Annotated in this window: 25 protein-coding genes; 19 read left to right on the top strand and 6 right to left on the bottom strand. The window is 65.1% G+C overall.

Annotated features, from left to right (window positions below; translation table 11 throughout):
• Nucleotides 1-66: 66 nt before the first annotated feature.
• Together FHP91_RS02680 and FHP91_RS02675 are read right to left on the bottom strand one after the other, a co-directional pair.
• Nucleotides 67-2,220 carry a malate synthase G gene (locus FHP91_RS02680; RefSeq protein WP_144308125.1) on the bottom strand — a complete coding sequence of 718 codons (2,154 nt, stop codon included), beginning with the start codon at nt 2,218-2,220 and terminating at the stop codon, nt 67-69.
• Between the two features lie 115 nt (nt 2,221-2,335).
• Nucleotides 2,336-2,686 (bottom strand): cupin domain-containing protein, encoded by a 351-nt coding sequence (locus tag FHP91_RS02675; protein WP_144308124.1) that lies wholly within the window; start codon nt 2,684-2,686, stop codon nt 2,336-2,338.
• 249 nt (nt 2,687-2,935) lie between these two features.
• Between FHP91_RS02675 and FHP91_RS02670 the strand changes: the two genes are divergently transcribed.
• The 3 genes from FHP91_RS02670 (at nt 2,936) to FHP91_RS02660 (ending at nt 5,203) form a co-directional block, all read left to right on the top strand.
• Nucleotides 2,936-3,850 (top strand): LysR family transcriptional regulator, encoded by a 915-nt coding sequence (locus FHP91_RS02670; protein WP_144308123.1) that lies wholly within the window; start codon nt 2,936-2,938, stop codon nt 3,848-3,850.
• 83 nt (nt 3,851-3,933) lie between these two features.
• Nucleotides 3,934-4,293 (top strand): hypothetical protein, encoded by a 360-nt coding sequence (locus FHP91_RS02665; RefSeq protein WP_144308122.1) that lies wholly within the window; start codon nt 3,934-3,936, stop codon nt 4,291-4,293.
• A 316-nt stretch (nt 4,294-4,609) separates the two neighbouring features.
• Nucleotides 4,610-5,203, top strand: coding sequence for a CBS domain-containing protein (locus FHP91_RS02660; protein ID WP_144308121.1), 594 nt, complete (start codon nt 4,610-4,612; stop codon nt 5,201-5,203).
• A 584-nt stretch (nt 5,204-5,787) separates the two neighbouring features.
• On the opposite strand, the gene FHP91_RS02655 is transcribed toward FHP91_RS02660, so the two are convergent.
• On the bottom strand, nt 5,788-6,483 hold the full coding sequence (locus tag FHP91_RS02655; RefSeq protein ID WP_144308120.1) for a class I SAM-dependent methyltransferase: 696 nt from the start codon (nt 6,481-6,483) through the stop codon (nt 5,788-5,790).
• A 116-nt stretch (nt 6,484-6,599) separates the two neighbouring features.
• Nucleotides 6,600-7,535, bottom strand: a complete 936-nt coding sequence (locus FHP91_RS02650; RefSeq protein ID WP_144308119.1) for an aldo/keto reductase — start codon at nt 7,533-7,535, stop codon at nt 6,600-6,602.
• A gap of 658 nt (nt 7,536-8,193) precedes the next feature.
• Here FHP91_RS02650 and FHP91_RS02645 point away from each other — a divergent pair.
• The 4 genes from FHP91_RS02645 (at nt 8,194) to FHP91_RS02630 (ending at nt 11,526) form a co-directional block, all read left to right on the top strand.
• A complete protein-coding gene (locus FHP91_RS02645) occupies nt 8,194-9,132 on the top strand; it encodes a LysR family transcriptional regulator (RefSeq protein WP_144308118.1) in 939 nt (312 codons plus the stop codon).
• Between the two features lie 279 nt (nt 9,133-9,411).
• Complete coding sequence (locus tag FHP91_RS02640; RefSeq protein WP_144176264.1) at nt 9,412-9,834, top strand: DUF3830 family protein; 423 nt, start codon at nt 9,412-9,414, stop codon at nt 9,832-9,834.
• A gap of 2 nt (nt 9,835-9,836) precedes the next feature.
• Nucleotides 9,837-11,102 carry a glycerate kinase type-2 family protein gene (locus FHP91_RS02635; RefSeq protein WP_144308117.1) on the top strand — a complete coding sequence of 422 codons (1,266 nt, stop codon included), beginning with the start codon at nt 9,837-9,839 and terminating at the stop codon, nt 11,100-11,102.
• A gap of 19 nt (nt 11,103-11,121) precedes the next feature.
• On the top strand, nt 11,122-11,526 hold the full coding sequence (locus FHP91_RS02630; protein ID WP_144308116.1) for a GlcG/HbpS family heme-binding protein: 405 nt from the start codon (nt 11,122-11,124) through the stop codon (nt 11,524-11,526).
• A 121-nt stretch (nt 11,527-11,647) separates the two neighbouring features.
• Here the strand turns inward: FHP91_RS02630 and paaY are convergent, their stop codons facing one another.
• Together paaY and paaN are read right to left on the bottom strand one after the other, a co-directional pair.
• Nucleotides 11,648-12,256 (bottom strand): phenylacetic acid degradation protein PaaY, encoded by a 609-nt coding sequence (paaY, locus tag FHP91_RS02625; RefSeq protein ID WP_144308115.1) that lies wholly within the window; start codon nt 12,254-12,256, stop codon nt 11,648-11,650.
• 138 nt (nt 12,257-12,394) lie between these two features.
• Nucleotides 12,395-14,062 carry a phenylacetic acid degradation protein PaaN gene (gene paaN, locus FHP91_RS02620; protein WP_144308114.1) on the bottom strand — a complete coding sequence of 556 codons (1,668 nt, stop codon included), beginning with the start codon at nt 14,060-14,062 and terminating at the stop codon, nt 12,395-12,397.
• Between the two features lie 261 nt (nt 14,063-14,323).
• Between paaN and paaG the strand changes: the two genes are divergently transcribed.
• The 12 genes from paaG (at nt 14,324) to FHP91_RS02560 (ending at nt 25,411) form a co-directional block, all read left to right on the top strand.
• Nucleotides 14,324-15,130, top strand: coding sequence for a 2-(1,2-epoxy-1,2-dihydrophenyl)acetyl-CoA isomerase PaaG (gene paaG / locus FHP91_RS02615; protein WP_144308113.1), 807 nt, complete (start codon nt 14,324-14,326; stop codon nt 15,128-15,130).
• 3 nt (nt 15,131-15,133) lie between these two features.
• Entirely contained in the window at nt 15,134-16,660 is a 1,527-nt protein-coding gene (gene paaH, locus FHP91_RS02610) for a 3-hydroxyacyl-CoA dehydrogenase PaaH (RefSeq protein WP_144308112.1), read from the top strand.
• Nucleotides 16,661-16,670: 10 nt separating this feature from the next.
• Entirely contained in the window at nt 16,671-17,114 is a 444-nt protein-coding gene (gene paaI / locus FHP91_RS02605; RefSeq protein ID WP_144308111.1) for a hydroxyphenylacetyl-CoA thioesterase PaaI, read from the top strand.
• A 74-nt stretch (nt 17,115-17,188) separates the two neighbouring features.
• Nucleotides 17,189-18,511 carry a phenylacetate--CoA ligase PaaK gene (gene paaK, locus FHP91_RS02600; protein WP_144308110.1) on the top strand — a complete coding sequence of 441 codons (1,323 nt, stop codon included), beginning with the start codon at nt 17,189-17,191 and terminating at the stop codon, nt 18,509-18,511.
• Nucleotides 18,512-18,540: 29 nt separating this feature from the next.
• Entirely contained in the window at nt 18,541-19,545 is a 1,005-nt protein-coding gene (gene paaA / locus FHP91_RS02595; RefSeq protein ID WP_144308109.1) for a 1,2-phenylacetyl-CoA epoxidase subunit PaaA, read from the top strand.
• Between the two features lie 20 nt (nt 19,546-19,565).
• The gene (paaB, locus tag FHP91_RS02590) at nt 19,566-19,853 is read left to right on the top strand and encodes a 1,2-phenylacetyl-CoA epoxidase subunit PaaB (RefSeq protein ID WP_144308108.1); all 288 of its coding nucleotides are present in this window, start codon (nt 19,566-19,568) and stop codon (nt 19,851-19,853) included.
• Nucleotides 19,854-19,867: 14 nt separating this feature from the next.
• A complete protein-coding gene (gene paaC, locus FHP91_RS02585; RefSeq protein WP_144308107.1) occupies nt 19,868-20,629 on the top strand; it encodes a 1,2-phenylacetyl-CoA epoxidase subunit PaaC in 762 nt (253 codons plus the stop codon).
• A 5-nt stretch (nt 20,630-20,634) separates the two neighbouring features.
• Nucleotides 20,635-21,123, top strand: a complete 489-nt coding sequence (gene paaD, locus FHP91_RS02580) for a 1,2-phenylacetyl-CoA epoxidase subunit PaaD (protein ID WP_144308106.1) — start codon at nt 20,635-20,637, stop codon at nt 21,121-21,123.
• Between the two features lie 20 nt (nt 21,124-21,143).
• Entirely contained in the window at nt 21,144-22,214 is a 1,071-nt protein-coding gene (paaE, locus tag FHP91_RS02575) for a 1,2-phenylacetyl-CoA epoxidase subunit PaaE (RefSeq protein WP_144308105.1), read from the top strand.
• A gap of 50 nt (nt 22,215-22,264) precedes the next feature.
• Nucleotides 22,265-22,894 (top strand): TetR/AcrR family transcriptional regulator, encoded by a 630-nt coding sequence (locus FHP91_RS02570; protein ID WP_144308104.1) that lies wholly within the window; start codon nt 22,265-22,267, stop codon nt 22,892-22,894.
• A gap of 70 nt (nt 22,895-22,964) precedes the next feature.
• Nucleotides 22,965-24,167 carry a 3-oxoadipyl-CoA thiolase gene (gene pcaF, locus FHP91_RS02565; RefSeq protein WP_144308622.1) on the top strand — a complete coding sequence of 401 codons (1,203 nt, stop codon included), beginning with the start codon at nt 22,965-22,967 and terminating at the stop codon, nt 24,165-24,167.
• Nucleotides 24,168-24,259: 92 nt separating this feature from the next.
• Nucleotides 24,260-25,411 carry an ABC transporter substrate-binding protein gene (locus FHP91_RS02560; protein WP_144308103.1) on the top strand — a complete coding sequence of 384 codons (1,152 nt, stop codon included), beginning with the start codon at nt 24,260-24,262 and terminating at the stop codon, nt 25,409-25,411.
• Nucleotides 25,412-25,435 lie beyond the last annotated feature (24 nt).

Raw genomic sequence — 25,435 nt, 5'->3', positions numbered from 1 at the left:
TCGCGCCAAAAAAAACGCCAGCCCGGCAAAACCGGCTGGCGTTTTTCTTTGCGGCGAGCGCTTGGCTTACAGCGCCTTCACCGACAACCGATGCGCGTGCAGCAGGGGCTCGGTGTAGCCGCTGGGTTGCTGGCAGCCTTTGAAGACCAGGTCGCAGGCGGCTTCGAAGGCGATGCCGTCGTAGGCCGGGGCCATGGGGCGGTAGAGCGGGTCGCCGGCGTTCTGGGCGTCCACCACCTTAGCCATCTTCTTGAGCGTTTCGAGCACTTGGTCGATCGAGCACACTTCGTGGCGCACCCAGTTGGCGATGTGCTGGCTGGAGATGCGCAGGGTGGCGCGGTCTTCCATGAGGCCGACGTTGTTGATGTCGGGCACTTTGGAGCAACCGACGCCCTGGTCGACCCAGCGCACGACGTAGCCGAGGATGCCCTGGGCGTTGTTGTCGAGTTCTTTCTGGATCTCGTCGGCGGTGAGTTGCTGGTCGCCGAGCAGCGGGATGTCGAGGATGTCGTCCACATTGGCCGGGGTGCGGCTGCGCAGCTCGGCTTGCACGTTGGCGACGTTGATCTGGTGGTAGTGCAGGGCGTGCAGGGTGGCGGCGGTGGGCGAGGGCACCCAGGCGGTGTTCGCGCCGGACTTGGGATGGCCGATCTTGGCGGTCATCATGTCGGCCATGTTGTCGGGCACCGGCCACATGCCTTTGCCGATCTGCGCGCGGCCGGGCAGGCCGCAGGCGAGGCCGACGTCGACGTTCTGGTCTTCGTACGAGAGGATCCACTTCATGGTCTTGAGCTTGGCCTTGGGCGCAAACGGGCCGGCCTCCATGCTGGTGTGGATTTCGTCGCCGGTGCGGTCGAGGAAGCCGGTGTTGATGAACACCACGCGTTCCTTGGCGGCGCGGATGCATTCCTTGAGGTTGACCGAGGTGCGGCGCTCTTCGTCCATGATGCCGACCTTGAGCGTGTTTTTCGGCAGGCCGAGGGCTTGCTCGACGCGGCCGAAGAGCTCGACGGTGAAGGCGACTTCTTCCGGCCCGTGCATCTTCGGCTTGACGATGTTCACGCTCTTGGCGGTGGAGTTGCGCACTGGGCCATTGCCTTTCAGGTCGTGGATCGCGGCGCAGGCGGTGAACATGGCGTCCATGATGCCTTCGGGGATCTGATGGCCGTCGGCGGCGACGATCGCCGGGTTGGTCATCAGGTGGCCCACGTTGCGCACGAACAGCATGGCGCGACCCTTGAGGGTGAGCTTGCTGCCGTCGGGTGCGGTGTAGACGCGGTCGGGGTTCATGCTGCGGGTGATCGTCTTGCTGCCCTTGGCGACCTGCTCTGAGAGCGTGCCCTTCATCAGGCCTAGCCAGTTGCCGTAGGCCAGTGCCTTGTCTTCGGCATCGACGGCGGCGACCGAGTCTTCGCAATCCATGATGGTGGTCAGCGCGGCTTCGACCAGTACGTCCTTGATGCCGGCCGGGTCGGTCTTGCCGATCGGGTGGTTGCGGTCAAACTGGATTTCGAAGTGCAGGCCATGTTGCTTGAGCAGCACGGCGGGCGTGTCGCCCCCGTGGTAGCCGGCAAACTGTGCCGGGTCGGCCAGGCTGGTGGTGGTGCCGTCCTTGAGCGTGACCACCAGTTTGCCGTCGACCACGGCGTAGTCGGTGGCGTCTTTGTGGCTGGCGTCGACCAGCGTGGCGGCGTCGTCGAGGAAGTCGCGCGCGTAGGCCACCACTTTGGCGCCGCGCACCGGGTTGTAGCTGCTGCCTTTTTCGGCGCCATCGGTTTCGGGCAGCACGTCGGTGCCGTACAGCGCGTCATACAGGCTGCCCCAGCGTGCGTTGGCCGCGTTCAGCGCAAAGCGCGCATTCATCACCGGCACCACCAGCTGCGGGCCGGCCTGCTGCGCAATCTCGGGCTCGACGTTTTCGGTCTCTATCTTGAAGTCCGGGCCTTCGGGCACCAGGTAGCCGATCTCGGTCAGGAAGGCCTTGTAGGCGGCAAAGTCGCCCTTGCCGTTGGCCTGGTGCCAGGCGTCGATCTTGGCTTGCAGATCGTCGCGCTTGGCGAGCAGGGCGCGGTTCTTCGGGGCCAGGTCATTGACGATGGATTCGAGGCCCGACCAGAATTGATCAGCGCTGACGCCGGTGCCCGGCAGGATGTCGCGCTCAAGCAGCTGCTGGAGCGTGGTGGCGACTTGCATGCCGCCGATCTGGGTATGTGAGCTCATGGTTTAGGCCTCTGTGAAGCACCGGCCGCGAGGGCCGGCAGAATTCCAAATGATCGTTTTCCCCGAAGGGAACTGACCGCCATTCTAAAACGTTGCAATAAATTTATCTAATGTCTTATATATAACTTGATTCGGTATCGGCTGGCCGCATGTGCACCGCCAGCCAGACGGTGGCCGCGTCGGTGCGCGCCACCCGGTGCTTGCAACCGGCCGGGAGCAGCACCCAATCACCCGGCGCCATGGCTTGCTCGCGCCCGTCGTCAAAGGCCAGCACCGCCGCGCCGCTCACCAGCAACACCCACTCGTCGTCCGCCTGCGCGTACCAGAAGCCCGGCGGGCTGGCATGGTGATGCGAGACGATGCGCTCGATGCGCACCGCGCCGTTGTCGAATAGCGGGCGAAAGTCTTCGTCCGCACCCGCGGCAGGCAGATCGGTGAGCAGTGAGCCGTGAGTCGGTCGGGTCATGAGCCTCGCAAGCGGGTCGTGTGCCGGGATGATGCACTGCAAACACTATAGACAGGATTCAAGAATAGCGGCGGGTCGCGCGCAGGGGAATTCCTGCTAGAGTCGTTTCTGTCGATACCTGAGGTATTGAGCCGGGCCGCCGCGTCGGCCGCTTGTGCCGATGGACGAGGGATTGAGCATGCGAAAAACCTCGACCTCGAGACCGCCCGTCACGCGCGCACGTCGCCGCGTTTAAACACGGATGCTTGAATGGACCGCTACACCGAAATCCGCAGTTTTGTCCTCACCGCCGAAAAAGGCAGCTTTGCCGCCGCCGCGCTGGTCGAAGGCGTCACCCCCGTGGTGATGGGCCGCCGCCTCGACGCGCTGGAGCGACGTCTCGGCGTGCGCCTGATGCACCGCTCCACGCGTGGCCTGACCCTGACTGATCTGGGCGAGCAGTTTGTGGAGCAATGCCGGCAGTTGCTCAAGGACTTCGACGCCGCTGAGAGCAGCGTCAGCGCGGGGCGCAGCGATGTGCGTGGCCACCTGGTGGTGTCCGCCCCCGCGGGGTTTGGCCGTCAGCACATCGGCCCGCACGCGCCGGCCTTCAAGGCCCAGCATCCGGCGCTCAAGCTGTCGTTCAACTTCACCGACAGCGTGGTCGACCTGGTCAGCGAAGGCTACGACATGGCGATCCGCATCGGTGACGCCGTGCCGCCCGACTACGTCGCCATTCCGCTCTACCCTAACCGCCGCGTCGTCTGCGGGACGCCCGCTTACTTCGAGCAACACGGCGTACCGCGCACGCCCGAAGACCTCGCTCACCACAACTGCCTCGCCTTCAATCTGCACGGCGGGCAGCAGCGCGGCTGGGCCTTCGTGCGCGAGGGCAAGCGCGTCACCGTGCGTGTGGACGGCGACCTGGACTGCAATGATGGGGAGTTGCTGTTCGACTGGGTGCTTCAGGGGCTCGGCATCGGCTGGCGCTCCACCTGGGAGATTCAGTCCGATCTTGCCTCCGGCGCGCTGGTGACCGTGCTCGATGATTTCGCCGTGCCCAGCAACGCCATCCAGGCGGTCTATCCGCAGCAGCGCTATTTGCCGGCGAAGGTGCGGTGCTTTGTGGACTACCTGAAAGCGGTCTATAACCAGCCGGGCTATTGGGAGGGGCAGAAGGGGTAGGTGTTACCGATTTTTGAGCTTAAATTGCACCTGGCATATGCGATATGATTGGCCGACATTGCTGCGTGTTTGAGAATTTCCTCATGATGACCGAACGAACCCTGTCCAGACTGATCCTCGCTGCCGTCGTAATTTTTGTTCTGAGCCTCAGTGTCAGCCGAACAGCAATGTTCGCCAGCCACGCTTCGAGCGTCAATTTGAGTTGGGTGATCGCGATCACGTTTGCCTTGGCCCCCCTATTGTTGATGCTGAAAATCATCTCCCGGCTTTTTCTGAGCGGCGTCAAAGGGCAGCCCCTTCCATTAGTCGAGCAGATGTTCATTGTCTGCTACCTGTTTCTAACCATGGAAGCCCGAAAAGAATGGCGTGACTACATCCGTGCGCGAGAAAAGGCGGAAGGTGCCGAGCAGGCGTCGTCCGGACAGGGGGCGCAGGAGCAGTAATCCGTGTTTTGGTAAAACTTGTGGGTGCGGTGCGCATCGGTTGGTGGAAGCTGTCGTTCAAACCTCGTCTTTCCCTTGCGGGCGAAGTGTGAAAGACTGAGCCGCAGAAACACGCAGTAATAATAAGTTCGGCCAGGCTTGCTGATTGAAGTCATGGATCGAGCACCGGGATCGTTCTGGTTAGTGCGCGCAAGGGCAACTGGCAGCGCCAGGGTCCCCGGCCGCATTCGCGACGTTCGCGGCTGCAAGGTTTGCCTCCGCATCGACGCTTTTTAGCCGGGCGATCGGACGTTGCAAGCTTGAGAGAGAACGCCCCATGCAAAGAGAACACTACACCCCCTTGAATCTCGTCCCGATCGTCGCCGATAGTTGCGCGGTTGAGGACGCCGCCTACGCCCGCAAAGTCACCGCCGATTCACCCGCCGTCGATGTCATGACCGATCTTCGACTGGTGGCGGCTGCGACCATTGGCCCCGATCTTCCCCTGCCTGCGGCCACGCAAAGCATGATCCAGCGCGGCGTGCGATCGCTGTTTGTGGTCGATGACACCCACGCGATGCTCGGCTTGCTGTGCGCCGATCAGGTGCTGGGCGAGGCGCCGGTCAAGATCGCCACCGCACGTGGCATTCCGCAAGCCGAGCTGACCGCGCGCGACCTGATGGTTGCCGCGGACCGGGTTGAAGCGGTCGACATGGACGATGTGATGCGATCTGAGGTTGGTCACATCGCCGCCACGCTCAAGCGCTCCGGACGGCACCACCTGCTGGTGGTGCAACGGGATGCGGCCGGCAAGGCATCGGTCCGCGGCGTGTTTTCGGCGACACAGATTGCGCGTCAGCTCGGGATTTCCATGCCCTCCGGCACCATCGCGCAGACCTTTGCCGATATCGAGGCCGCCTTGGTCGCCTGAGCGCACCGACGCGCCGCGTTGCGTGGCGCCGTCGCCGGCACGGGCTGGGTGACCGAAGGGACGCTGCCGGCGTGCAAGCCCAAGGATGCAGCGGAGGGCGGTGCTTCGTCGAAAGGACGGTAGGAGGCCGGTCGCTCAACCCACGCGACGCTGTGTTGTGGCCGCCTCGCGCTGAGACGTTTCGTTCTGCCAAAAGCAAAAGGCCCGCTGGATGCGGGCCTTTTGCTTATTGAGTGAGCCGGTTCATGGGGTGGGGCCGGCGTCTGCACATTTCGGGTCGAAATGCCATCTCGGCGAACGGTGGCGGGGTGGGCCTAGGGCCGGCGGCGGGTAGCTGCCGGGGTTCGCGTTGATCTGTTGGATGCATTTGACCTGAAAGCGGAGTATCTGAAAAACACTGTTTTGAGATGTTTAAATCGCAAAACACGATGGGTGTGTAAGACACCCCGGGTAGGTGCGGCGTCACTTGCGCGGGGTTTCGGTCATTGCCCGACACCCTGTTATTGAAAGTAGCCGAGTCGGTTTGGGGGTGCGCCAGTTGTGGCGCAATGCTCTTCGGCTATGGCGCCCTGCGCCCGAAGCGCTCAACGGCGCTGCGAAAACCACGCATGGATCAATCCGGCCTGATAGAACATCACCGGAGTATCGAAACCGCCGGCCGCGATGATGGATTCGATCTGTGCTGGCGGAAGGACGGCGACGTCTCGACGATAGGCTTCGCGCATCTGTGCTATTCCGGCTGCGGGGATACCGGCGGCGAGCATCATGTTCAGCCAGATGTTGAGCAGCGCGGTGTAGGCGTTCGAGTCGACGTCGGAGGCGAGGTCGGAACTGGCTAATAGGCCGTTCGGGCGGAGTCGGGTGGCAATGGTGCGGAAAAGGTCGACGCGTGCGTCGCGGTCGGTGATGAACTGCGACACCAGAAAGCAGGTGGCCGCGTCAAAGCGGTCCTGGTCTGGCAATGAGGCGAGGTAGCCTTCATGAAATTCGCAGCGTGACAGGTAGCCGCCTTTGTCTGCCTTGCTGCGGCTGACATCGAGCATGGCGCCGGAGGGTTCAATGGCGGTAAAGGTCCATTGGGAAAAGCGCTTTGCGAGGTAGTCGATTTCTTCGCCCGTACCGGCGCCGACGCACAGGATGCGCGCATGGGCCGGGAGCCCGGCAAACACGGCGTCGAGGAGGAAATGCAGCGCGTTTCGAATGGGGGCGGTCTTGGCCCAGCGCGCGTCGTAACCGGCGGCCTGCTGATCGAAGATGGCTTTGATGTCGTCGTGTTGCATGGGCGGGCTCGGGCTGTCATTGCGCCTGATTGTAGGCCATCAGCATTGCAGGATGCGCTGCGTCCGGCTACGGATTGAGGGCCGTTTGACCGCTGAGGGGGTAAGGCTCAGGGGCCTCACAGCCGATCGAAGTGTTCGGCCATGCTTCGTCGCAGGGCCGCATCCGGCAATGGCCCGTGCAGCGCGCCCATGTTTTCGTGCATGTGGGTGGGCTGCGAGGTGGCGGGGATGGCGCAGGTGACGGCGGAGTGCGAGATCACGTACTTGAGGAAAACCTGCGCCCAGTGGGTGCAGCCGATCTCGGCGGCGTAGCCGGGCAGGGGTTTTCCGCGCACCCGGTCGAACAGATGGCCGCCGTCGAAGGGGCGGTTGATGATGACAGCGCAGCCGCGCTCGGCGGCCAGCGGCAGCAGGCTGCGGTCGGCGGCGCGATGGGCGAGGTTGTAGGTCAGTTGCACGAAGTCGAGCGATTCGTTGCGGATCAGCGCGGCGAGCTCGTCATGCCGACGGCCATGCGAGGTGGTGATGCCGAGGTAGCGGATCTGCCCCTCGGCTTTCATGCGCCGCAGGGTGGGCAGGTGGGCGTCCCAGTCGAGCAGGTTGTGCACCTGCATGAGGTCGAAACGCGGCAGACCCCACAGGTCGAGCGAGCGGGCCATCTGCTGTTCGCCCATCCATTGCCCCGGGGTCCAGACCTTGGTGGCCGAGAACAGTGCCGCGGCGCCGGGGCTTTGTGGCAGCAACTCGCCGAGCACCGCCTCGGCGCTGCCGTACATGGGCGAGGAGTCGATGAGTCGGCCGCCGGCAGCGAAGAAGGCTTGCAGCACCTGCCAGCGGGTGGTGAGTGCGTCGCTGGGGGTGACGGTCTGGCCGCGAGCGACATCAAAGGTGATCCAGGTGCCCATGCCGATGGCGGGCAGGCGCTCGCCGCTGGCGGGGATGGCTCGCGTGTGAACGCGCGGGGCGGCCGCCGCCAGGCGCGGGGTGCCGAGCGCGGTGGCGAGTGCCAGCGCAAGAAACTGGCGGCGCGTGGTGGGGTGGGTGTCGGGCATGGGGCGTCCCGCTCCGTGTACTCGGAACCGGGTAGACCGCGTCGCGGGGGTGGGGTTTCGGTTCTGCGGCGCCGAGGCGTGTGCGATCGCGCTGGTGTGGGCTCACGTTGGTTGCCAGGCGCGGGAGAGCGAGTCGAGCCAGGCGAGGTAGCGCTTCATCGGGCCGGCGCCATGAACTTGGTGGCGATCTCGGGATTGCCGAACTCGGGATTGCCGAACTCGGGGCGCTTGCGCCGCGTACGCGCGCTTCATCCTGCCGGGTGCGCGAGAGGAAGATGTCGAATAGGGTGTCGTCCTTTTCGGCCCCTGCCTGGCCTTCGAGCGTGTATCGGCGTTCGGTTCGCTAAAGGTACGTCGTGGCGTCCGGCCGCAATTCGTCCGGGGCGGCGTTCTGTGTTGCCCAAAACAAAGGCCCGCGTCCAGCGGGCCTTTGTTTTGTTTGTGAGCCGGTTCAGGGGTGGGGCCGGCGTCTGCACGTTTCGGGTTGAAACGTCATCTCGGCGAACGGTGGCGGGGTGGGCCTGGGGCCGGCGGCGGGTGGCTGCCGGGGTTCGCGTTGATCTGTTGGATGCATTTGACCTGAAATCCGACTATCTGAAAAACACTGATTCAAGATGTTTCTATCGTGAATTGAGATGCTTGGCGTATCATCCGCCGCATGGAGCTACGACAGCTGCGCTACTTCTCCGCCATTGCCAAGCACGGTAGCTTTTCGAAAGCGGCCGAGCAGGTGTTTGTGGCGCAATCGGCACTGAGCCATCAGCTCGCGCAGCTTGAGACGGAGCTGGGGGCACGGCTGTTTCATCGATCGCGGCGCGGCGTCGAATTGACCGAGGCCGGGCGCATTTTTCTGGCGCACGCAACGGCCATCTTGCGGCAGGTGGAGGACGCCCGTGCGAGCGTGATGAATGTGGCCGGCGAGCCGAGCGGCAAGGTGGTGTTTGGCGTGCCGCACAGCGCTTCGAACGCGCTGGCGCTGCCCCTGCTGCAGGCGGTGCGCGAGCAGTTACCCAAGGTGGAGTTGGAATTGACCGAGGAGCTGACCGGCAATCTGGTGCCGCAGCTGCGCAGCGGTCAGATCAATCTGGCGGTGTTGTTTGACGATGGTTCGCTCGACGAGTTTGAGCAGACCGCCCTGCTCGATGAGCACCTGTCGCTGATTTCGTCGGCCACGGCGGCGGATCGCCCGCAGGCGGCGGTGAGTCTGAAGCAGGCGCTGGCCTTGCCCTTGATTCTCCCCGCGCATCCGCATGGCGTGCGTCCGATTATCGAGACGGCGGCGCGCGAACACGGGCTACCGGCGCCAAATGTGGTGGCCGATATCAGCTCGATCAGTATCTTGCGCACCACGCTCCTGGCCGGCATGGGGCACACGCTGCTGCCGGTGATGCCGCTGCAACACGATCTGGCCAGCGGCGCGCTGTGCGCCGTGCCGGTGGCGCCCGCGCTGACACGCCGGCTGGTGCTGTGCGCGTCCAAACACATCCCGCTGTCGGCGGCCGCCACGGCGGTGTCGCAACTGGTGGTGGCGATGACGCAGACACTGTGCACGAGCGGCGCGTGGCCAGGCGCGGCGCTGATTTCGCGCGAGGCGTGATCCCGAGCCTGAGTGGCGAGTATGCCGCCGCGTTCGGCGTAGGGTGGATAAGCGAAGCGCATCCGTCGTTTCTCTTGCCACGACCGATGGCGGATGCGCCTGCGGCTTATCCGCCCTGCGACATACCACACACGGCGTCCCGCCCGCGTCGCAGTCCATATCCCCGGTATCGACAGAACTGATCGCGGTGGGAATTCCGCCGTCGGTCGGGATCGTCTACTGTGGAAGCATCAAGGAAGCGTCGGCCGATGCCGGTGCGCCAGCCCTCAGGAGAAGTCCATGCGCCATCTCGGCATTGATGTCGGCCCCCATCGTTTTGTCGCGCGGCTCGAAGAGGCCGCCGCACCCAAGACCTGTGCGGCCTTTCTCGACCTGCTGCCTTTCAACAACCAGGCTATCCATTCGCGCTGGAGCGGCGAGGCGGTGTGGGTGCCGCTGGGCGAGTTCGACACCGGGTTGGGCTTCGAGAACCACACCAGCCACCCCTCGCGCGGTGATGTGCTGTTGTATCCGGGCGGCTTCTCCGAAACCGAAATCCTGTTTGCCTACGGCAGTAGTTGCTTCGCCAGCAAGATGGGGCAACTGGCCGGCAACCACTTTCTCACTGTGGTCGAAGGCGCGGAGCAGTTGATGGACATGGGGCGGTTGATTCTGTGGCAGGGCGCGCAGGCGATTCGCTTTACCGATCTGGGCGAGGCGTGACGATGGCCGACCCCCGCACCCTGCTGGCCGACATGTTTGCCGCGGCCGTGAACGCGGCCCAGCCCGAGCATTGTGTGCCGCGCTTTTTGCCACCGCCGCCCAAGGGCCGCACGCTGGTGATCGGTGCCGGCAAGGCCTCGGCGGCCATGGCGCAGGCGCTGGAGCAGCACTGGCCGGGCGACTTGAGCGGGCTGGTGGTGACGCGCTACGGCTATGCCGTGCCCTGCGAGCGCATCGAGATTGTCGAGGCGGCGCACCCGGTACCCGACGCAGCGGGTCAGGCCGCGGCCGGTCGGCTGCTTGCGTTTGTGCGCGACCTGATGGCGGACGATCTGGTGATCTGCCTGATCTCGGGCGGCGGCTCGGCGCTGCTGCCGCTGCCGGGCGAGGGCGTGACGCTGGAGGACAAGCAGGCGATCAGCCGCGCGTTGCTGAAATCCGGCGCGACGATTGCGGAAATGAATTGTGTGCGGCGCCATCTGTCGGCCATCAAGGGCGGTCGGCTGGCGGCGGCCTGCCATCCGGCGCGGGTGGTGAATCTGCTGATTTCAGATGTGCCGGGCGATAACCCGATGGACATCGCCTCCGGTCCGACGGTGGCCGATTCGAGCACCTGCGCCGACGCGCTGGCGATCATCCGGCGTTACGACATCGCGCTGCCCGACGGCGCGCGGGCCCTGCTCGACAGCGGCCGTGGTGAAACCGTGAAGCCTGGCGATACGCGCCTGGCCGGCGTCAGCACGCACCTGATCGCCACGCCGCAGATGGCGCTCGAAGCCGCCGCCGAAGTGGCGCGCGCGGCGGGCGTGACGCCGATGATTCTCGGCGACAGCATCGAGGGCGAGGCGCGCGACGTGGGCAAGGTGCACGCCGGCATCGCCTGGCAGGTGCGCAATCACGGCCAGCCCATCGCGCCGCCTTGCGTGTTGCTGTCGGGCGGCGAAACCACGGTCACCGTGCGCGGTGGCGGCCGGGGCGGGCGCAATGTGGAGTTTCTGCTGTCGCTGGCGGTGGCGCTCAATGGCGCGCCGGGGGTACATGCCGTGGCCGGCGACACCGACGGTGTCGATGGGTTGGAAGAAATCGCTGGCGCCTTCATCGGCCCGGATACCCTGGCGCGGGCCTGGGCTGCCGGCCGACCGCCGCACGACAGCCTGGATAACAACGACGGTCACGGGTTTTTCGACGCGCTGGGCGACGCCCTGATCACCGGCCCCACGCGCACCAATGTGAATGATTTTCGCGCCATCCTGATTGAATCAGCGTGAGCGCAAGGAAGGCACAATCATGAAAACCACCAACATGCTCACCCTTCACGATGTGAAGCAGATCGCCGCCGCGGCCGAGACGGAGGCCCTGGCCAATGGCTGGGCGGTCAGCATCGCCATCTGCGATGCGGGCGGTCACGCGCTGTGGTTGCAGCGCATGGACGGTGCGCCGCTGATGAGTGCGGCCGTGGCGCCCGAAAAAGCGCGCACCTGCGTGCTCACCGGCAAGCCCAGCAAGGTGTTTGAAGACATGGTCAACAAAGGCCGCTTCGCCGCGCTGGCCATGCCGGTGGTACCGCTCGAAGGCGGTGAGCCCATCGTGGTCGATGGCGCGGTCATCGGCGCGGTTGGCGTGTCGGGCGTGACGGCCGGTGAAGACGCGCAGGTGGCGCGTGCCGGGGTGGCGGCCTTGGGCGGGGTCTGACCCGATCCGACGGCATCGAGACATCAGGTAGGGCGGAAAAGCGAAGCGCCTTCCGCCGAACAAGGCCCCAAAGCGGCACCGATGGCGGATGACGCTGCGCTCTTCCGCCCTACGACGGCGGTCAGGCGTTTTTCTTGAGGTCCACTAGCGGCACCACGCTGTCGTCGAAGCGCAGCCGTTCGCGGCCGGGTTCCATCTCGGTCAGCGGCGCGCAGGGCTTGAGCGTGGCGTGGCAGCGCTCGGTCAGTTCCTGATAGGTGCGGGTGCCGTCGCTCTTCCAGGCGATTTCCTGGTCGGAGAGTTCGCGCACTACCTTGGCGGGCATGCCGGCGACCAGTTGCCGGGCCGGGATCTGCATGCCGGCTTTGACGAAGGCGCAGGCGGCGACGATGCTCGCCTCGCCGACCACCGCGTTGTCCATTACCACGGCGTTCATGCCGATCAGCGCGTTCTTGCCGATCCGGCAGCCGTGCAGCACGGCGCCGTGGCCGACATGGCCGTCTTCTTCGACTACCGTGTCGGTGCCGGGGAAGCCGTGCATCACGCAGGTGTCTTGCACATTGGAGCCGGCTTCGAGGACGATGCGGCCGAAGTCGCCGCGCAGGCTGGCCAGCGGGGCGACATAGCAGTGCGGGCCGACGATGACGTCGCCGATCAGCACGGCGTCGGGGTGCACGAAGGCGGTGGGGTGAATGACCGGTTTGAGGCCGTCGATTTCATAGCAGGGCATGGCGGGGTCCTTGGGTGGGGCGGAAAAGCGAAGCGCCTTCCGCCATCGGTGTCGCGTCGGGGCGTTGTTCGGCGGAAGGCGCTACGCTTTTCCGCCCTACGGATCGCAAGGGGCGGGCGGGGTGCCAGCCCCGGTGCATCACTCGGCGACGTGGTAACGGCGCTGGATGACGCGGAAGCGGTTGGCGACGAAGGCCGCGTCCGAGTAGCTGGCGTTGGCCGAGGGATTGGCGCCGGTGCCGTGGTAGTCGGAGAAGGCTGCCGACTGGTTCACGAACACGCCGCCGGTCAGGTTGATCGATAGCGCGACGCCGGCGCGCAGGGTGGCATCCGTCATGGCGTCGATGACGTCCTGCCGGGTCGAATACAGGCCGACGGTGAGCGCGCCATGCTCCTTGACGATGCGCTCCGACAGGGCAATCGCCGCTGCGCCGTCGGCGACCTTGACCACGAAGCTGATCGGGCCGAAGCGCTCTTCCATATAGCTCTTTTCGTCCGCCGCGTCGCAGGTGAGCAGTACCGGGGTGTAGACCGTGGCATCGGGGAACTGCGGGTGCACCAGTTTCTTCGAGTCGAGCACGATGGTGCCGTGCGCGCCGGCTTCGTTGATGCGGTCGACCGTGGCGTTGGACTGGATCGCGCCGAGCACGGCCGTGGCTACGTTGATGTCGCCGAGGAATTTTGCGATCGCCGCACCAAGATCGTGCGCCACGTCGTCAAAGCTCTTGTGGCCCTGGTCGGTCTCGATGCCGCTGGCCGGGACCAGGATGGCCTGGGTGGTGGTGCACATCTGGCCCGAATACAGGCTGAGCGTGAAGGCCATGTTGCGCAGCATGGCCTTGTAGTTGTCGGTCGATTCGATCACCACGTTGTTCACCCCGGCCAGCTCGGCATACACATTGGCCTGGCGGGCATTGTCAATCAGCCACTGGCCGAAGACGTTGCTGCCGGTGAAGTCGATGGACTTGATCGCCGGGTGGGTGGCCAGCGCCTGGGTTTCGGCGCGCTTTTCGACTACGGCGAGGCTGATCAGATTGGCGTCCAAGCCAGCCTCGGTCAGCACTTCGCGCGCGATGCGCACGGTGATGGCGGCGGGCAGGATGGCGTTGCTGTGCGCCTTGATGATCACCGGGTTGCCGGTGGCCAGCGCGGCGAACACGCCGGGGTAGGTGTTCCAGGTGGGGAAGGTGCCGCAGCCGATCACCAGCGCGACGCCACGCCCGACGATCTCGAAATGCTTCTTCATCACCAGCGGTGGGTTCTTGCCCTGCGGTTTCTCCCAGCGGGCTTCGGGTGTGATGCGCGATTGCTCGTCCCAGGCGTAGGCCACGGCTTCCAGGCCGCGATCCTGCGCATGCGGGCCGCCGGCCTGGAAGGCCATCATCCAGCCCTGACCGGTGGTCAGCATCACCGCGTGGGCGATCTCGAAGCTGTGTTTGTTGAGGCGGTCGAGAATTTCCAGACACACGCCGGTGCGCCCGGCGGCACCCAGTTTCTGCCAGGCGGGCATGGCGGCCTGGGCGGCGTCGATCAGCGCTTCGGTGTCGCAGACCGGATAGCTCACATTCATCGCCACGCCGTAGGGCGAGGTTTCGGTGGCGGCGGTGCCGCGCTGGCCGGGCTGGTTCAGGGCGAACTCGCGGCCAAAGCAGGCCTCGACCGCCGCTTTGCCGTCGGTGTCGGCGGTTTCGCCATACACCCGCGGGCTGGGCATTTCGTTGAAGGGTGTCCAGTAAGCGCGGCTGCGGATGGCGCCGAGCGCCTGTTCCAGCGTGGCCTGATGCTTCTCGAAAAGCGGGTGCGACATGGTGTCTCCTTCACGGGGCTGGCGGCCTGCCACGGCGTAGCGTGTGTGCGTAGCGACCGGTTTTTGATCTCAGGGGGCTTGCTTTTTTGACGTATATCAATTTTACTGTTGATCGACCGGTCGGTCAAACAAAGAAAATCATTCTCCCCGACCGGAACAGTACAGCTTGCCGACGGCGCTTGCCCAGTGGGGCGAACGCGGCCGGGTGGTGGAGACAACCGCAGGCCGGGGCCATGGCCCCGGCAGCCAAAGGACGACACGATGGCGCAAGACTTCGAGACGATTGCCCTGAACATCGAGGACGGCGTGGCCACGCTGACCCTCAACCGGCCCGACCGATTGAACAGCTTTACCGATGCGATGCACGCCGAAGTGCGCAGCGCGCTGGAGCTCATCCGCGCCGGACGCGCCGATGGCTCGGTGCGCGCGATGGTGCTGACCGGTGCCGGCCGCGGCTTTTGCGCCGGGCAGGATCTGTCCGACCGCAGCGTGTCGGCCGGCGATGCCGCGCCGGATCTGGGTGTCTCGGTCGAAAAGAACTACAAGCCGCTGGTGATGGCACTGCGCGCGCTGGACATGCCGGTGATTGCCGCCGTCAATGGCGTGGCGGCCGGTGCAGGGGCCAATCTGGCGCTGGCCTGCGACCTGGTTTTTGCCGCGCGCTCGGCCAGTTTCATTCAGGCCTTCTGCAAGCTCGGGCTGATCCCCGATACCGGCGGCACCTGGATTCTGCCGCGACTGCTCGGTCCCGCACGGGCGATGGGGCTGGCGATGCTGGGCGACAAGCTGCCGGCCGATCAGGCCGAAGCCTGGGGGTTGATCTGGAAGTGTGTAGATGATGACGCGCTGATGCCGACGGTGAGCGCGCTGGCCAAGCAGATGGCGGCCGGCCCGACGGTTGGCTTCGCGCAGACCAAGAAAGCCATCTGGGCCAGCTCGACGCAGGATTTTTCGACCCAGCTCGACATGGAGCGCGACATGATGCGCGCCTGTGGCCAGTCGGACGACTATCGTGAGGGCGTGGCCGCCTTCATGGAAAAGCGCACGCCGCGCTTTACAGGGCGCTGAACGATGGACGCACTGAAAACGTCCAGCCGGGTGCTGGTGATTGGCGCCGGTGCGATGGGCAGCGGCATTGCCCATGTGGCCGCCGTGGCCGGGCATACCGTCTATTTGTATGACATGCAGGCCGAGGCGGTCGAGCGCGGTCGCGCCGGCATTGCCAAGGATCTGGCCTTTCTGGTGAGCCGCGACAAGCTTACACAGGACGCTGCCGACGCGGCGCTGGCGCGGGTTGTTCCGATCAGCAGTCTGGCCGACGCCGCCGACGCGATGCTGGCGATTGAGGCGATTGTTGAGCGGCTGGATGTGAAGCAGACCTTGTTCGCCGAGCTCGAAACCGTGCTCTCGCCCGAGGCGATTCTCGCCACCAACACCTCTTCCTTGTCGATCACTGCCATGGCGGCGCCGCTGGCGCGCCCCGGTCAGGTGGTCGGCATGCATTTCTTCAACCCCGCGCCGCGCATGAAGCTGGTCGAAGTGGTGTCTGGCCTGGCCACCGATCCGGCCGTTGCGCAGACGGTGCACGCCACCGCCAAGGCCTGGGGCAAGGTGCCGGTGTTTGCCAAATCGACGCCGGGCTTCATCGTTAATCGCGTGGCCCGCCCCTATTACGGTGAAGCGCTGCGGGTGCTCGCCGAGCAGGCCGCGACGCCGGCGACGCTGGACGCGGTGATGCGCGAGGGCTGCGGTTTTCCGATGGGGCCGTTCGAGTTGATGGACCTGATCGGCCATGACGTGAATCACGCGGTCAGCCAGTCGGTGTTTGCCGCCTGCTTCAATGACAGCCGCTACACCCCGCATCTGATCCAGCAAGAGCTGGTGCACGCCGGGCGCTTCGGTCGCAAGAGTGGGCAAGGTTTCTACGCTTACGGCGAAGGCAAAAGCCTCCCCGCGTCGGCCGATTTCGCGCCCGCCTCGCCGGTTCGCCGTGTGCGCGTGGTCGGCGACCTGGGGCCAGCCGCGGCATTGATCGGGCGCATTGAGCAGGCCGGCATCACGGTTGAGCGCACCGCCGGCAGCGGTCATGGCTGGCTGGAAATCGGCTCGGCGCGGCTGATGATGAGCGATGGCCGAACCGCCACGCGCCGTGCGGTCGACAGCCGTTACGACCATGTGGTGCTGTTCGATCTGTGCCTCGATTTTGCCAAGACGCCGCGCCTGACGCTGTGCGCGGCGGACCGTTGCGGCCGTGGCGCGCTGACCGATGTGGTTGGCACCTTGCAGGCCGCCGGCCTGGCAGTCGCGCAACTGGATGACGTGGCCGGCATGCTCGGTCTGCGCACGGTGGCCATGCTGGCCAACGAGGCGGCCGATGCCGTGCTGGCCGGCATCGGCTCGGCGGCCGACATCGACACCGCCATGCGCTACGGCACCAACTACCCGCTCGGCCCGCTGGCCTGGGCGGACCGCCTGGGCCCGGCCTTTATCGCCGAAGTGCTCGATCACTTGCGGGCGCACTATGTCGACACCCGCTACCGACTCTCGCCCCTGCTCCAGCGCAAGGCGCTGACCGGCGCGACTTTTCATGCGAACTGATGTGAGCCCCATGGATACCAAAGCACTCGACCCCCAGCAAATCGCCGAACAGGTGCGCGACACCATGTTCGCCAACGACCAGGCCTCGCGCGGCCTCGGCATGACATTCGTCGAGGTCGGCCCCGGCCGCGCCACGCTGACCATGACCGTGCGCGCCGACATGCTCAACGGCTTCGCCATCATCCACGGCGGCTTTGTGACCACGCTGGCCGATTCGGCTTTCGCCTTTGCGTGCAACAGCTACAACGAACAGACGGTGGCCTCGGGCATCAGCGTGGACTTCATTGCGCCGGCGCGCGAGGGCGATGTGCTGACCGCCACGGCGCGCGAAGTGGCGCTGTCGGGCCGCACCGGAGTGTACGACATCACCGTGACCAATCAGCACGGCGCCACCATTGCCGTGATGCGGGGCAAGAGCTATCGGCTGAAAGGCCGGGCAGTGTTCCCGCAGTAGACTAAACGCCTGGCGGCGCGACATAAAAAACAGATGCGCCGCCGACACCGGATATAGGGAAGAGGAGACAAACCATGACCTGCAAGGTGCCCGCCCCGGGCGATCTCGACGCCATCGAAACCGCGAGCCGTGACGAGCTGCAAGCCACCCAGCTCAAGCGAATGCAGTGGAGCCTGCAGCACGCCTACGACAACGTGCCGCACTACCGTGCGAAGTTCGACGAGAAGGGCGTGCATCCGAGCGATCTGAAAACCCTGGCCGATCTGGCCAAGTTCCCCTTCACCGGCAAGCAGGACCTGCGCGACAACTACCCCTTCGGGCTGTTTGCCGTGCCGCGCGAGAAGGTGGTGCGGGTGCATGCCTCGTCCGGCACCACCGGCAAGCCGACGGTGGTCGGCTACACCTCGCGCGATATCGACACCTGGGCGCGCGTGGTGGCACGCTCGATTCGAGCCGCGGGCGGCCGGGCCGGCGACATTGTGCATGTGTCCTACGGCTACGGCTTGTTCACCGGCGGCTTGGGGGCGCACTACGGCGCCGAGAAGCTCGGCTGTACGGTGATCCCGATGTCGGGCGGTCAGACCGAGAAGCAGATCCAGATCATTCAGGACTTCAAGCCCGACATCATCATGGTGACGCCGTCCTACATGCTGACCATTCTCGACGAGATGGAGCGCATGGGCATCGACCCGAAAGAGACTTCGCTCAAGGTCGGCATCTTCGGCGCCGAGCCCTGGACGCATGCCATGCGCCTGGCGATGGAAGCGCGCTCCGGCATGGACGCGGTGGACATCTATGGCCTGTCGGAAGTGATGGGGCCGGGCGTGGCCAGCGAGTGCATCGAAAGCAAGGACGGTCCGGTGATCTGGGAAGACCACTTCTACCCCGAGATCATCGACCCGATCACCGGCGAAGTGCTGCCGGACGGCGAAGAGGGCGAGCTGGTGTTCACTACGCTGTCCAAGGAAGCGCTGCCGGTGATCCGCTACCGCACCCGCGACCTCACCCGCCTGCTGCCGCCGACCTCGCGCAGCATGCGCCGCATGGCCAAGATTACCGGCCGCTCGGATGACATGCTGATCATCCGCGGCGTGAATGTGTTCCCCACCCAGATCGAAGAGCTGATCTGCAAGATGCCCAAGCTGTCACCGCAGTATCTGCTGGAGGTGGACAAAAAGGGTCACATGGACACCTTGACGGTAAAGGTCGAGACCAACCCGGACGTGCCGGTGGGCCGTCACCCCGAACAAAAAGAAGCGCTGGCCAAAGAGCTGACGCACCACATCAAGAGCCTGATCGGCGTGTCCGCCACGGTGATTGTCGGCGACCCGTTCAGCATCGAACGGGTCACCGTCGGCAAGGCCAAGCGGGTGATTGATCGCCGCGCCAAAGAGTAAGCGCCCCGACGCGCAAGGAGAACCGCTATATGTATACCCAAGCACTCGATATCCCGCCCGGCGAACAGCCCAAGCGCACGCCCGATGCCGTCGAGAACGCCGCCTACCAGGCCGAGTTCGACGCGCGCATCGACGCCGGTGCGACCATCGAAGCCAAGGACTGGATGCCCGAGGCCTATCGCAAGACGCTGGTGCGCCAGATCAGCCAGCACGCGCATTCCGAGATCGTCGGCATGCTGCCCGAGGGCAACTGGATCAGCCGTGCGCCGAGTCTCAAGCGCAAAGCCATCCTGCTGGCCAAGGTGCAGGACGAGGGCGGTCACGGCCTGTATCTATACGCCGCGGCCGAAACCCTGGGCGTGTCGCGCGACGACCTGACCGAAGCGCTGCTCTCGGGCAAGGCCAAGTACAGCTCGATCTTCAACTACCCGACGCTCAACTGGGCCGACGTAGGCGTGATCGGCTGGCTGGTTGACGGCGCGGCGATCATGAACCAGATCCCGCTGTGCAAGTGCAGCTACGGCCCCTATGCCCGCGCCATGGTGCGGGTGTGCAAGGAAGAATCCTTCCACCAGCGCCAGGGCTACGACGCCTTGCTGGCGATGATGGGCGGCACCGACGAGCAGCGTGAGCTGGTGCAGGACGCGGTCAATCGCTGGTGGTGGCCGTCGCTGATGATGTTCGGCCCGCATGATGCCGACTCGCCCAACTCGGGCCAGAGCATGCGCTGGGGCATCAAGCGCATCTCCAACGACGACCTGCGTCAGAAGTTTGTGGACGCCACGGTCAAGCAGGCCGAAGTGCTTGGCGTGACCCTGCCCGACCCGGAACTCAAGTGGAATGAAGCACGCGGCCATTACGACTTTGCCGCCATCGACTGGGACGAGTTCTGGAATGTGGTGAATGGCCACGGCCAGTGCAACGTCGATCGGCTCGCGGCCCGCGTCAAGGCCTGGGAAGACGGCGCCTGGGTGCGCGAAGCCGCAGTCGCCCACGCCGACAAACAGGCTGCCCGCGAGAAGGCAGCCGCCTGATGACACCAACGGAGAACACCATGGAACGCAAAGAATGGCCGCTGTGGGAAATTTTTGTCCGCAGCAAGAACGGCCTCGATCACAAGCACTGCGGCAGCGTGCACGCCACCGACGCGCGTATGGCGCTGCAGGTGGCGCGCGATGTGTACACCCGGCGTCAGGAAGGGGTGTCGATCTGGGCCGTGCGCGCCGAAGACATCGTGGCCTCCGACCCGGATGCCAAGCCCGAGCTGTTTGACCCGGCCGAGGACAAGATCTACCGTCACCCGACCTTCTACAAGCTGCCCGACGAAGTGGACCACATGTGATGGGGGCACCAGCGATGACACAAACCACCCCCGCGCATCTGGAGTACGTGCTGCGTCTGGGCGACGCGGCGCTGATCCACGGCCAGCGCCTGTCTGAATGGTGCGGCCATGCGCCGGTGCTCGAAGAAGATCTGGCGCTGGCCAACATGGCGCTCGATTTTGTCGGCCAGGCGCGCATGCTGCTCAGCCATGCCGGCGTGCTCGAAGGCAAGGGGCGCGACGAAGACACACTTGCCTTTCTGCGCCATGAGGGGCAGTACCGCAATCCGACGCTGTGCGAGATGCCGAACACCGATTTCGCCCACACCATGATCAAGGGCTTCCTGCTCGGCAGCTTCAACCTGCTGATGTGGAGCCGGCTGTGCGGCTCGAGTGACGAGGCTTTGGCGGCGATCGCAGCCAAGAGCCTGAAAGAAGCGCGCTACCACGTAGAACACACCGGCGATTGGGTAATCCGTCTTGGCGACGGCACCGAAGAGAGCCATCGTCGTGCGCAGGCCGCGCTCGATATGCTGTGGCCCTACACCAACGAGTTGTTTGCCGCCAACCCCACCGATGACGCCGCTGCGGCGGCCGGCGTTGGCCCGGCGTGGTCGGATCTGGCAGAGGACTGGGAAAAGGCGGTGTTGGCGGTACTCAAGCACGCCACGCTCACCGTGCCGGCGCGTACGCCTTTCCAGAGCTATGGCAAGTTCGGCCGCCACAGCGAGCATCTGGGCCATCTGCTGGCGGTGATGCAGCATCTGCCGCGCAGCTTCCCCGGCGCGACGTGGTGACCGGTATGCTGACTGAAGCCCAGGCTTGGCAGGCGCTCGACGCGGTGGAAGACCCGGAGATTCCGGTGGTCTCCGTGACCGAGCTGGGCATCGTGCGCGAGGTGATTCTCGGCGAGGACGGCCTGCGGGTGGTGGTGACGCCCACCTACAGTGGCTGCCCGGCCACCGAGATGATCGCCGAGAGCATTGTCGATGCGCTCAAGGCGGCCGGTGCGGGCAAGGTCAGCGTCGAGACGCGGCTTGCTCCGCCCTGGAGTACCGACTGGATCGCCGAGAGCGCGCGTGAGAAGCTGCGCGCCTACGGCATCGTCCCGCCCCAGCCCGCGCTGCCTGATGGCGCGCAGGTGGTGCGTTTCATGTCGCGCAAGCTGCCGTGCCCACGCTGCGGCTCCAGCCACACCACACGATTGTCGGAATTCGGTTCGACCGCCTGCAAGTCGCTGTATCGCTGTGAAGACTGCCGCGAACCTTTCGAATACTTCAAACCGATCTGAACCGGACCGGGAGATCACACATGAACCCCAAATTCCACGCCCTGACCATTGCCGAAGTGCGCCGCGAACTGGCCGATGCCATCAGCCTGCGCTTCGACGTGCCGGCTGAACTGGCCGACGATTACCGTTTCGTGCAGGGCCAGCACCTGACACTGAAAGCCGAGATCAACGGCCAGGAAGTGCGTCGCTCCTACTCCATCTGTTCCGGTGTCGAGGACGGCGAACTGCGCGTGGCCATCAAGCAGGTGGGCGGCGGGCTGTTCTCGACCTGGATCAACGGCGGCGCGATCAAGGCCGGCGATACCATCGAGGTGATGACGCCGGAAGGGCGCTTTCATGCCCCGCTTGACGCCGTCAACGCCAAGCACTACGTGGCCTTTGCAGCGGGCAGCGGCATTACGCCGATCCTGTCATTGATCAAGACGACGCTGGCCACCGAGCCGAAGAGTCGCTTCACGCTGGTATACGGCAACCGCGGCACCAAGAGCGTGATGTTTGGCGAGGCGCTCGAAGACATCAAGAATCGCTACCTGACCCGCTTTTGCTTCTACTCGCTGTTCTCGCGCGAGGCACAGGATGTGCCGCTCTTTAACGGCCGGCTCGACCAGGCCAAGGTGGCCGCGTTTGTCGACACGCTGATTCCGGTGGGCGACATCGACGAGGCCTTCATCTGCGGTCCGGGTGCGATGATCGACGAGGTCGAAGCCGGCCTGCTGGCGGCCGGCATGAGCGCTGATCACATCCATCTGGAGCGCTTCGGTGTGCCCGATGCCGGCCCGGCGCACCGGGTCGAGCCGGGTGACGCGGCGACCGCGACGATCACCCTGATCCAGGATGGCCTGCAGCGCGAGGTGGCCTTCCGCAAGGAGGACCCGTCGATTCTCGACGTGGCGCTGGCCGCCGGCATGGACCTGCCGTTCGCCTGCAAGGGTGGGGTATGCTGCACCTGCCGCGCCAAGGTGCTCGAAGGTCGTGTCCGCATGGACAAGAACTTCGCTCTTGAGCAGTCCGATGTGGACGACGGCTATGTGCTCACCTGTCAGGCCCATCCGCTCACAGAGCGGGTCGTCATCAGTTTTGACGAGCGTTGAGATGGCCGCCCGGACGGTGAGCGTTTTGCATTCAGACGGGCATCACACTCATGGCACGAACCAAAGCAGCGACTCACGACCAGCAACGCCAGGCCATTCTCGACATGGCGGCGAAGCTGTTTGCCGACAAGGGCTTTCACGCCACCTCCATGTCGCAACTGGCGGCCGCCTGCGGCGTGTCAAAACCGCTGCTCTATCACTACGCCAAGGACAAGGCGGAGATGCTGTTCAGTGTGGCCGACAGCTACATGGACACGCTCGAAGCGCTGGTGGACACCGTCGAAGCCGAACAACTACCACCCGATGCGCACCTCAAGCGCTTGATTGCCCGCTTTCTCGAGACCTACGCCAACGCCCACAACCAGCACCGGGTGCTGGTGCAGGACGTGCGGCATCTGGACGACGCGCCGCGTCAGCAGGTGGCCGACAAGGAGCGGGCGGTGGTGGCGGCCTTTGCGCGGGCGATTGCCGCCGTCGAGCCGAGGGTGAGCGAGAAGGGGCTGGACAAGGTCGTGGCGATGATCCTGTTCGGCATGATGAACTGGACCTTTACCTGGCTGCGGGCGAATGGTCCGCTGACCTACGAAGACATGGCGCCGCTGGTGACCGGCATCCTGCTCAATGGGGTGCACGGCACTTTGGGAGCGGCCAGCAAAAAGACAAACAACGCGCCCGGCTGACGATCGCAGGCGCCGGCCCATCGGCCGGTGACGCCGCACGTCATCAGGCGCATCGAGGGAGAGCGATGTGTTGCACGACGTGTTGATCTGTGACGGCGTTCGTACGCCGTTCGGCCGCTACGGCGGCGCGCTGTCCGGCGTGCGCGCCGACGACCTGGGGGCCATCCCCATCCGCGCGCTGATCGAGCGCAACCCCGGCGTCGACTGGACGGCGGTGGACGACATCTACTACGGCTGCGCCAATCAGGCCGGCGAAGACAACCGCAACGTCGCCCGCATGGCTGGCCTGCTCGCCGGCTTGCCCATCGAGGTGCCCGGCGCCACGCTCAACCGCCTGTGCGGCTCGGGGCTGGATGCCATCGGCACCGCGGCGCGCGCCATCCGCTGCGGCGAAGCGCAGCTGATGATTGCCGGTGGCGTCGAGAGCATGAGCCGCGCGCCCTTCGTGCTGGCCAAGGCCACCAGTGCCTTCTCGCGCAGCGCCAAGATCGAAGACACCACCATCGGCTGGCGCTTTGTTAACGCCAAAATGAAGGCCGAGTACGGCATCGACTCCATGCCCGAAACGGCCGAGAACGTCGCCGACGAATTCAAGATCAACCGCGCCGATCAGGACGCCCTCGCGTTGCGCAGCCAGCAGCGCTATGCCGCGGCGGCCGCGCGCGGCTTCTTTGACGGTGAGCTGGTGCCAGTGACGATTCCGCAGAAGAAGGGTGACCCGGTGGTAGTCAGCGTGGACGAGCATCCGCGCGAGACTTCACTCGAAGCGCTCGGTCGGCTCAAAGGCGTGGTCCGCCCCGATGGCTCCGTGACCGCCGGCAACGCGTCCGGCGTGAATGACGGTTCGGTCGCACTCTTGCTGGCTTCGGCCGAGGCCGCCAAAAAATACGGGCTCACGCCGCGCGGTCGGGTGGTGGCTATGGCCACGGCCGGCGTCGCGCCGCGCATCATGGGTATCGGTCCGGCGCCGGCGGCGGTCAAGGCGCTCGCGCTGGCCGGCCTCTCCATTGACCAGATGGATGTTATCGAACTCAACGAAGCCTTCGCTGCGCAAGGCCTGGCCGTGCTGCGCCAGCTCGGTCTCGCCGACGATGCACCGCAGGTCAATCCGAACGGCGGGGCGATTGCGATCGGCCATCCGCTGGGTGCCTCGGGCGCGCGTCTGGCGCTCACCGCGCTACGACAGCTCGAAGCCACCGGCGGTCGCTACGGCTTGGCCACGATGTGTATCGGGGTCGGACAGGGCATCGCGATGGTGATCGAGCGGGTTTAATATCAACTAACGCGTTTGTTATGTGGTAATTTTTCGTTGGTGCGCCGAGGCAGCTCATGCGCGTGCTGATTACAACCGGAGGAGGAGACAAAATGAAAATCCAAAAAACCGTAGTGGCCGCCGCACTGGGCATGGCTTTCGTCAGTGGCGCAGCGTTCGCCGACATCAATGTGGGTGTGTCGGTGTCGGCCACCGGCCCGGCTGCGTCGCTGGGTATTCCCGAGAAGAACACCCTCACGCTCTTGCCGACGACCATCGCCGGCCAGAAGGTGAACTACATCGTGCTCGACGACGCGTCGGACACCACCACTGCCGTCAAGAACATCCGCAAGCTGATTTCGGAGGACAAGGTGGATGTGGTGATCGGCTCGACCATCACCCCCAATTCGCTGGCCATGATTGATGTGGCGGCCGAGTCCAAGACGCCGATGATCTCCATGGCAGCGTCGAGCAAGATTGTTGACCCTGTCGATGAGAAGCGCCGCTGGGTGTTCAAGACCCCGCAAAACGACCAGCAGATGGCGACCGCCATCGTCTCGCACATGGTGGATGCCGGCGTGAAGACGGTTGGTTTCATCGGTTTTGCCGACGCTTACGGCGAAGGCTGGTGGGAGCAGTTCTCGGCCATCGCCGAAGCGCGCAAGCTGAAGATCGTAGCCAACGAGCGCTACAAGCGCTCGGACACCTCGGTGACCGGTCAGGTGCTCAAGCTGTATGCCGCCAAGCCGGATGCGATCCTCATCGCCGGCGCCGGCACGCCGGCCGCCCTGCCGCAGAAGACGCTCAAGCAGCGCGGCTTTGCCGGCAAGATCTACCAGACCCACGGTGTGGCCAATAACGACTTCCTGCGCGTGTGTGGTGCCGACTGTGAAGGCACCTTCCTGCCCGCCGGTCCGGTGCTGGTGGCCGATCAGTTGCCCGCCGACAACCCCGTGCGTGCGAGCGCTCAGGAGTACGTGAGCAAGTACGAAGCGGCCTTTGGCAAGGGCTCGGTGTCGACCTTTGGCGGCCACGCCTGGGATGCCGGCACGCTGATGGTCAACGCCGTGCCGGTTGCGCTCAAGGCCGGCCAGCCCGGGTCGCCGGAATTCCGTGCCGCCCTGCGCGATGCGCTCGAAGGCCTGAAGGAAGTGGCCGGCGCGCACGGCATCTTCAACATGAGCCCGACCGACCACCTCGGCCTGGACCAGCGCTCGCGCGTGATGGTGCAGATCAAGGGCGGCGCCTGGCAGATGGTGAAGTAAGTGTCAGCGCGCATCGCGCACGGC

It is taken from the genome of Denitromonas halophila, from assembly GCF_007625155.1.
In the GTDB taxonomy this organism is placed as follows: domain Bacteria; phylum Pseudomonadota; class Gammaproteobacteria; order Burkholderiales; family Rhodocyclaceae; genus Nitrogeniibacter; species Nitrogeniibacter halophilus.
The sequence above is the reverse complement of the archived record's forward strand: the minus strand, read 5'-3'. Positions and strand labels throughout refer to the sequence as shown.

Coding starts and splice junctions, on each gene's coding strand:
- paaA (WP_144308109.1), top strand. CDS start 18,541: ATGTATACCCAAGCACTCGATATCCCGCCCGGCGAACAGCCCAAGCGC.
- paaI (WP_144308111.1), top strand. CDS start 16,671: ATGGATACCAAAGCACTCGACCCCCAGCAAATCGCCGAACAGGTGCGC.
- FHP91_RS02655 (WP_144308120.1), bottom strand. CDS start 6,483: ATGCAACACGACGACATCAAAGCCATCTTCGATCAGCAGGCCGCCGGT.
- paaE (WP_144308105.1), top strand. CDS start 21,144: ATGAACCCCAAATTCCACGCCCTGACCATTGCCGAAGTGCGCCGCGAA.
- FHP91_RS02675 (WP_144308124.1), bottom strand. CDS start 2,686: ATGACCCGACCGACTCACGGCTCACTGCTCACCGATCTGCCTGCCGCG.
- FHP91_RS02670 (WP_144308123.1), top strand. CDS start 2,936: ATGGACCGCTACACCGAAATCCGCAGTTTTGTCCTCACCGCCGAAAAA.
- FHP91_RS02635 (WP_144308117.1), top strand. CDS start 9,837: ATGGCCGACCCCCGCACCCTGCTGGCCGACATGTTTGCCGCGGCCGTG.
- FHP91_RS02570 (WP_144308104.1), top strand. CDS start 22,265: ATGGCACGAACCAAAGCAGCGACTCACGACCAGCAACGCCAGGCCATT.
- FHP91_RS02630 (WP_144308116.1), top strand. CDS start 11,122: ATGAAAACCACCAACATGCTCACCCTTCACGATGTGAAGCAGATCGCC.
- paaH (WP_144308112.1), top strand. CDS start 15,134: ATGGACGCACTGAAAACGTCCAGCCGGGTGCTGGTGATTGGCGCCGGT.
- paaB (WP_144308108.1), top strand. CDS start 19,566: ATGGAACGCAAAGAATGGCCGCTGTGGGAAATTTTTGTCCGCAGCAAG.
- paaG (WP_144308113.1), top strand. CDS start 14,324: ATGGCGCAAGACTTCGAGACGATTGCCCTGAACATCGAGGACGGCGTG.
- paaY (WP_144308115.1), bottom strand. CDS start 12,256: ATGCCCTGCTATGAAATCGACGGCCTCAAACCGGTCATTCACCCCACC.
- paaK (WP_144308110.1), top strand. CDS start 17,189: ATGACCTGCAAGGTGCCCGCCCCGGGCGATCTCGACGCCATCGAAACC.
- paaC (WP_144308107.1), top strand. CDS start 19,868: ATGACACAAACCACCCCCGCGCATCTGGAGTACGTGCTGCGTCTGGGC.
- FHP91_RS02650 (WP_144308119.1), bottom strand. CDS start 7,535: ATGCCCGACACCCACCCCACCACGCGCCGCCAGTTTCTTGCGCTGGCA.
- FHP91_RS02680 (WP_144308125.1), bottom strand. CDS start 2,220: ATGAGCTCACATACCCAGATCGGCGGCATGCAAGTCGCCACCACGCTC.
- FHP91_RS02645 (WP_144308118.1), top strand. CDS start 8,194: ATGGAGCTACGACAGCTGCGCTACTTCTCCGCCATTGCCAAGCACGGT.
- paaD (WP_144308106.1), top strand. CDS start 20,635: ATGCTGACTGAAGCCCAGGCTTGGCAGGCGCTCGACGCGGTGGAAGAC.
- paaN (WP_144308114.1), bottom strand. CDS start 14,062: ATGTCGCACCCGCTTTTCGAGAAGCATCAGGCCACGCTGGAACAGGCG.
- FHP91_RS02660 (WP_144308121.1), top strand. CDS start 4,610: ATGCAAAGAGAACACTACACCCCCTTGAATCTCGTCCCGATCGTCGCC.
- FHP91_RS02665 (WP_144308122.1), top strand. CDS start 3,934: ATGATGACCGAACGAACCCTGTCCAGACTGATCCTCGCTGCCGTCGTA.
- FHP91_RS02640 (WP_144176264.1), top strand. CDS start 9,412: ATGCGCCATCTCGGCATTGATGTCGGCCCCCATCGTTTTGTCGCGCGG.
- FHP91_RS02560 (WP_144308103.1), top strand. CDS start 24,260: ATGAAAATCCAAAAAACCGTAGTGGCCGCCGCACTGGGCATGGCTTTC.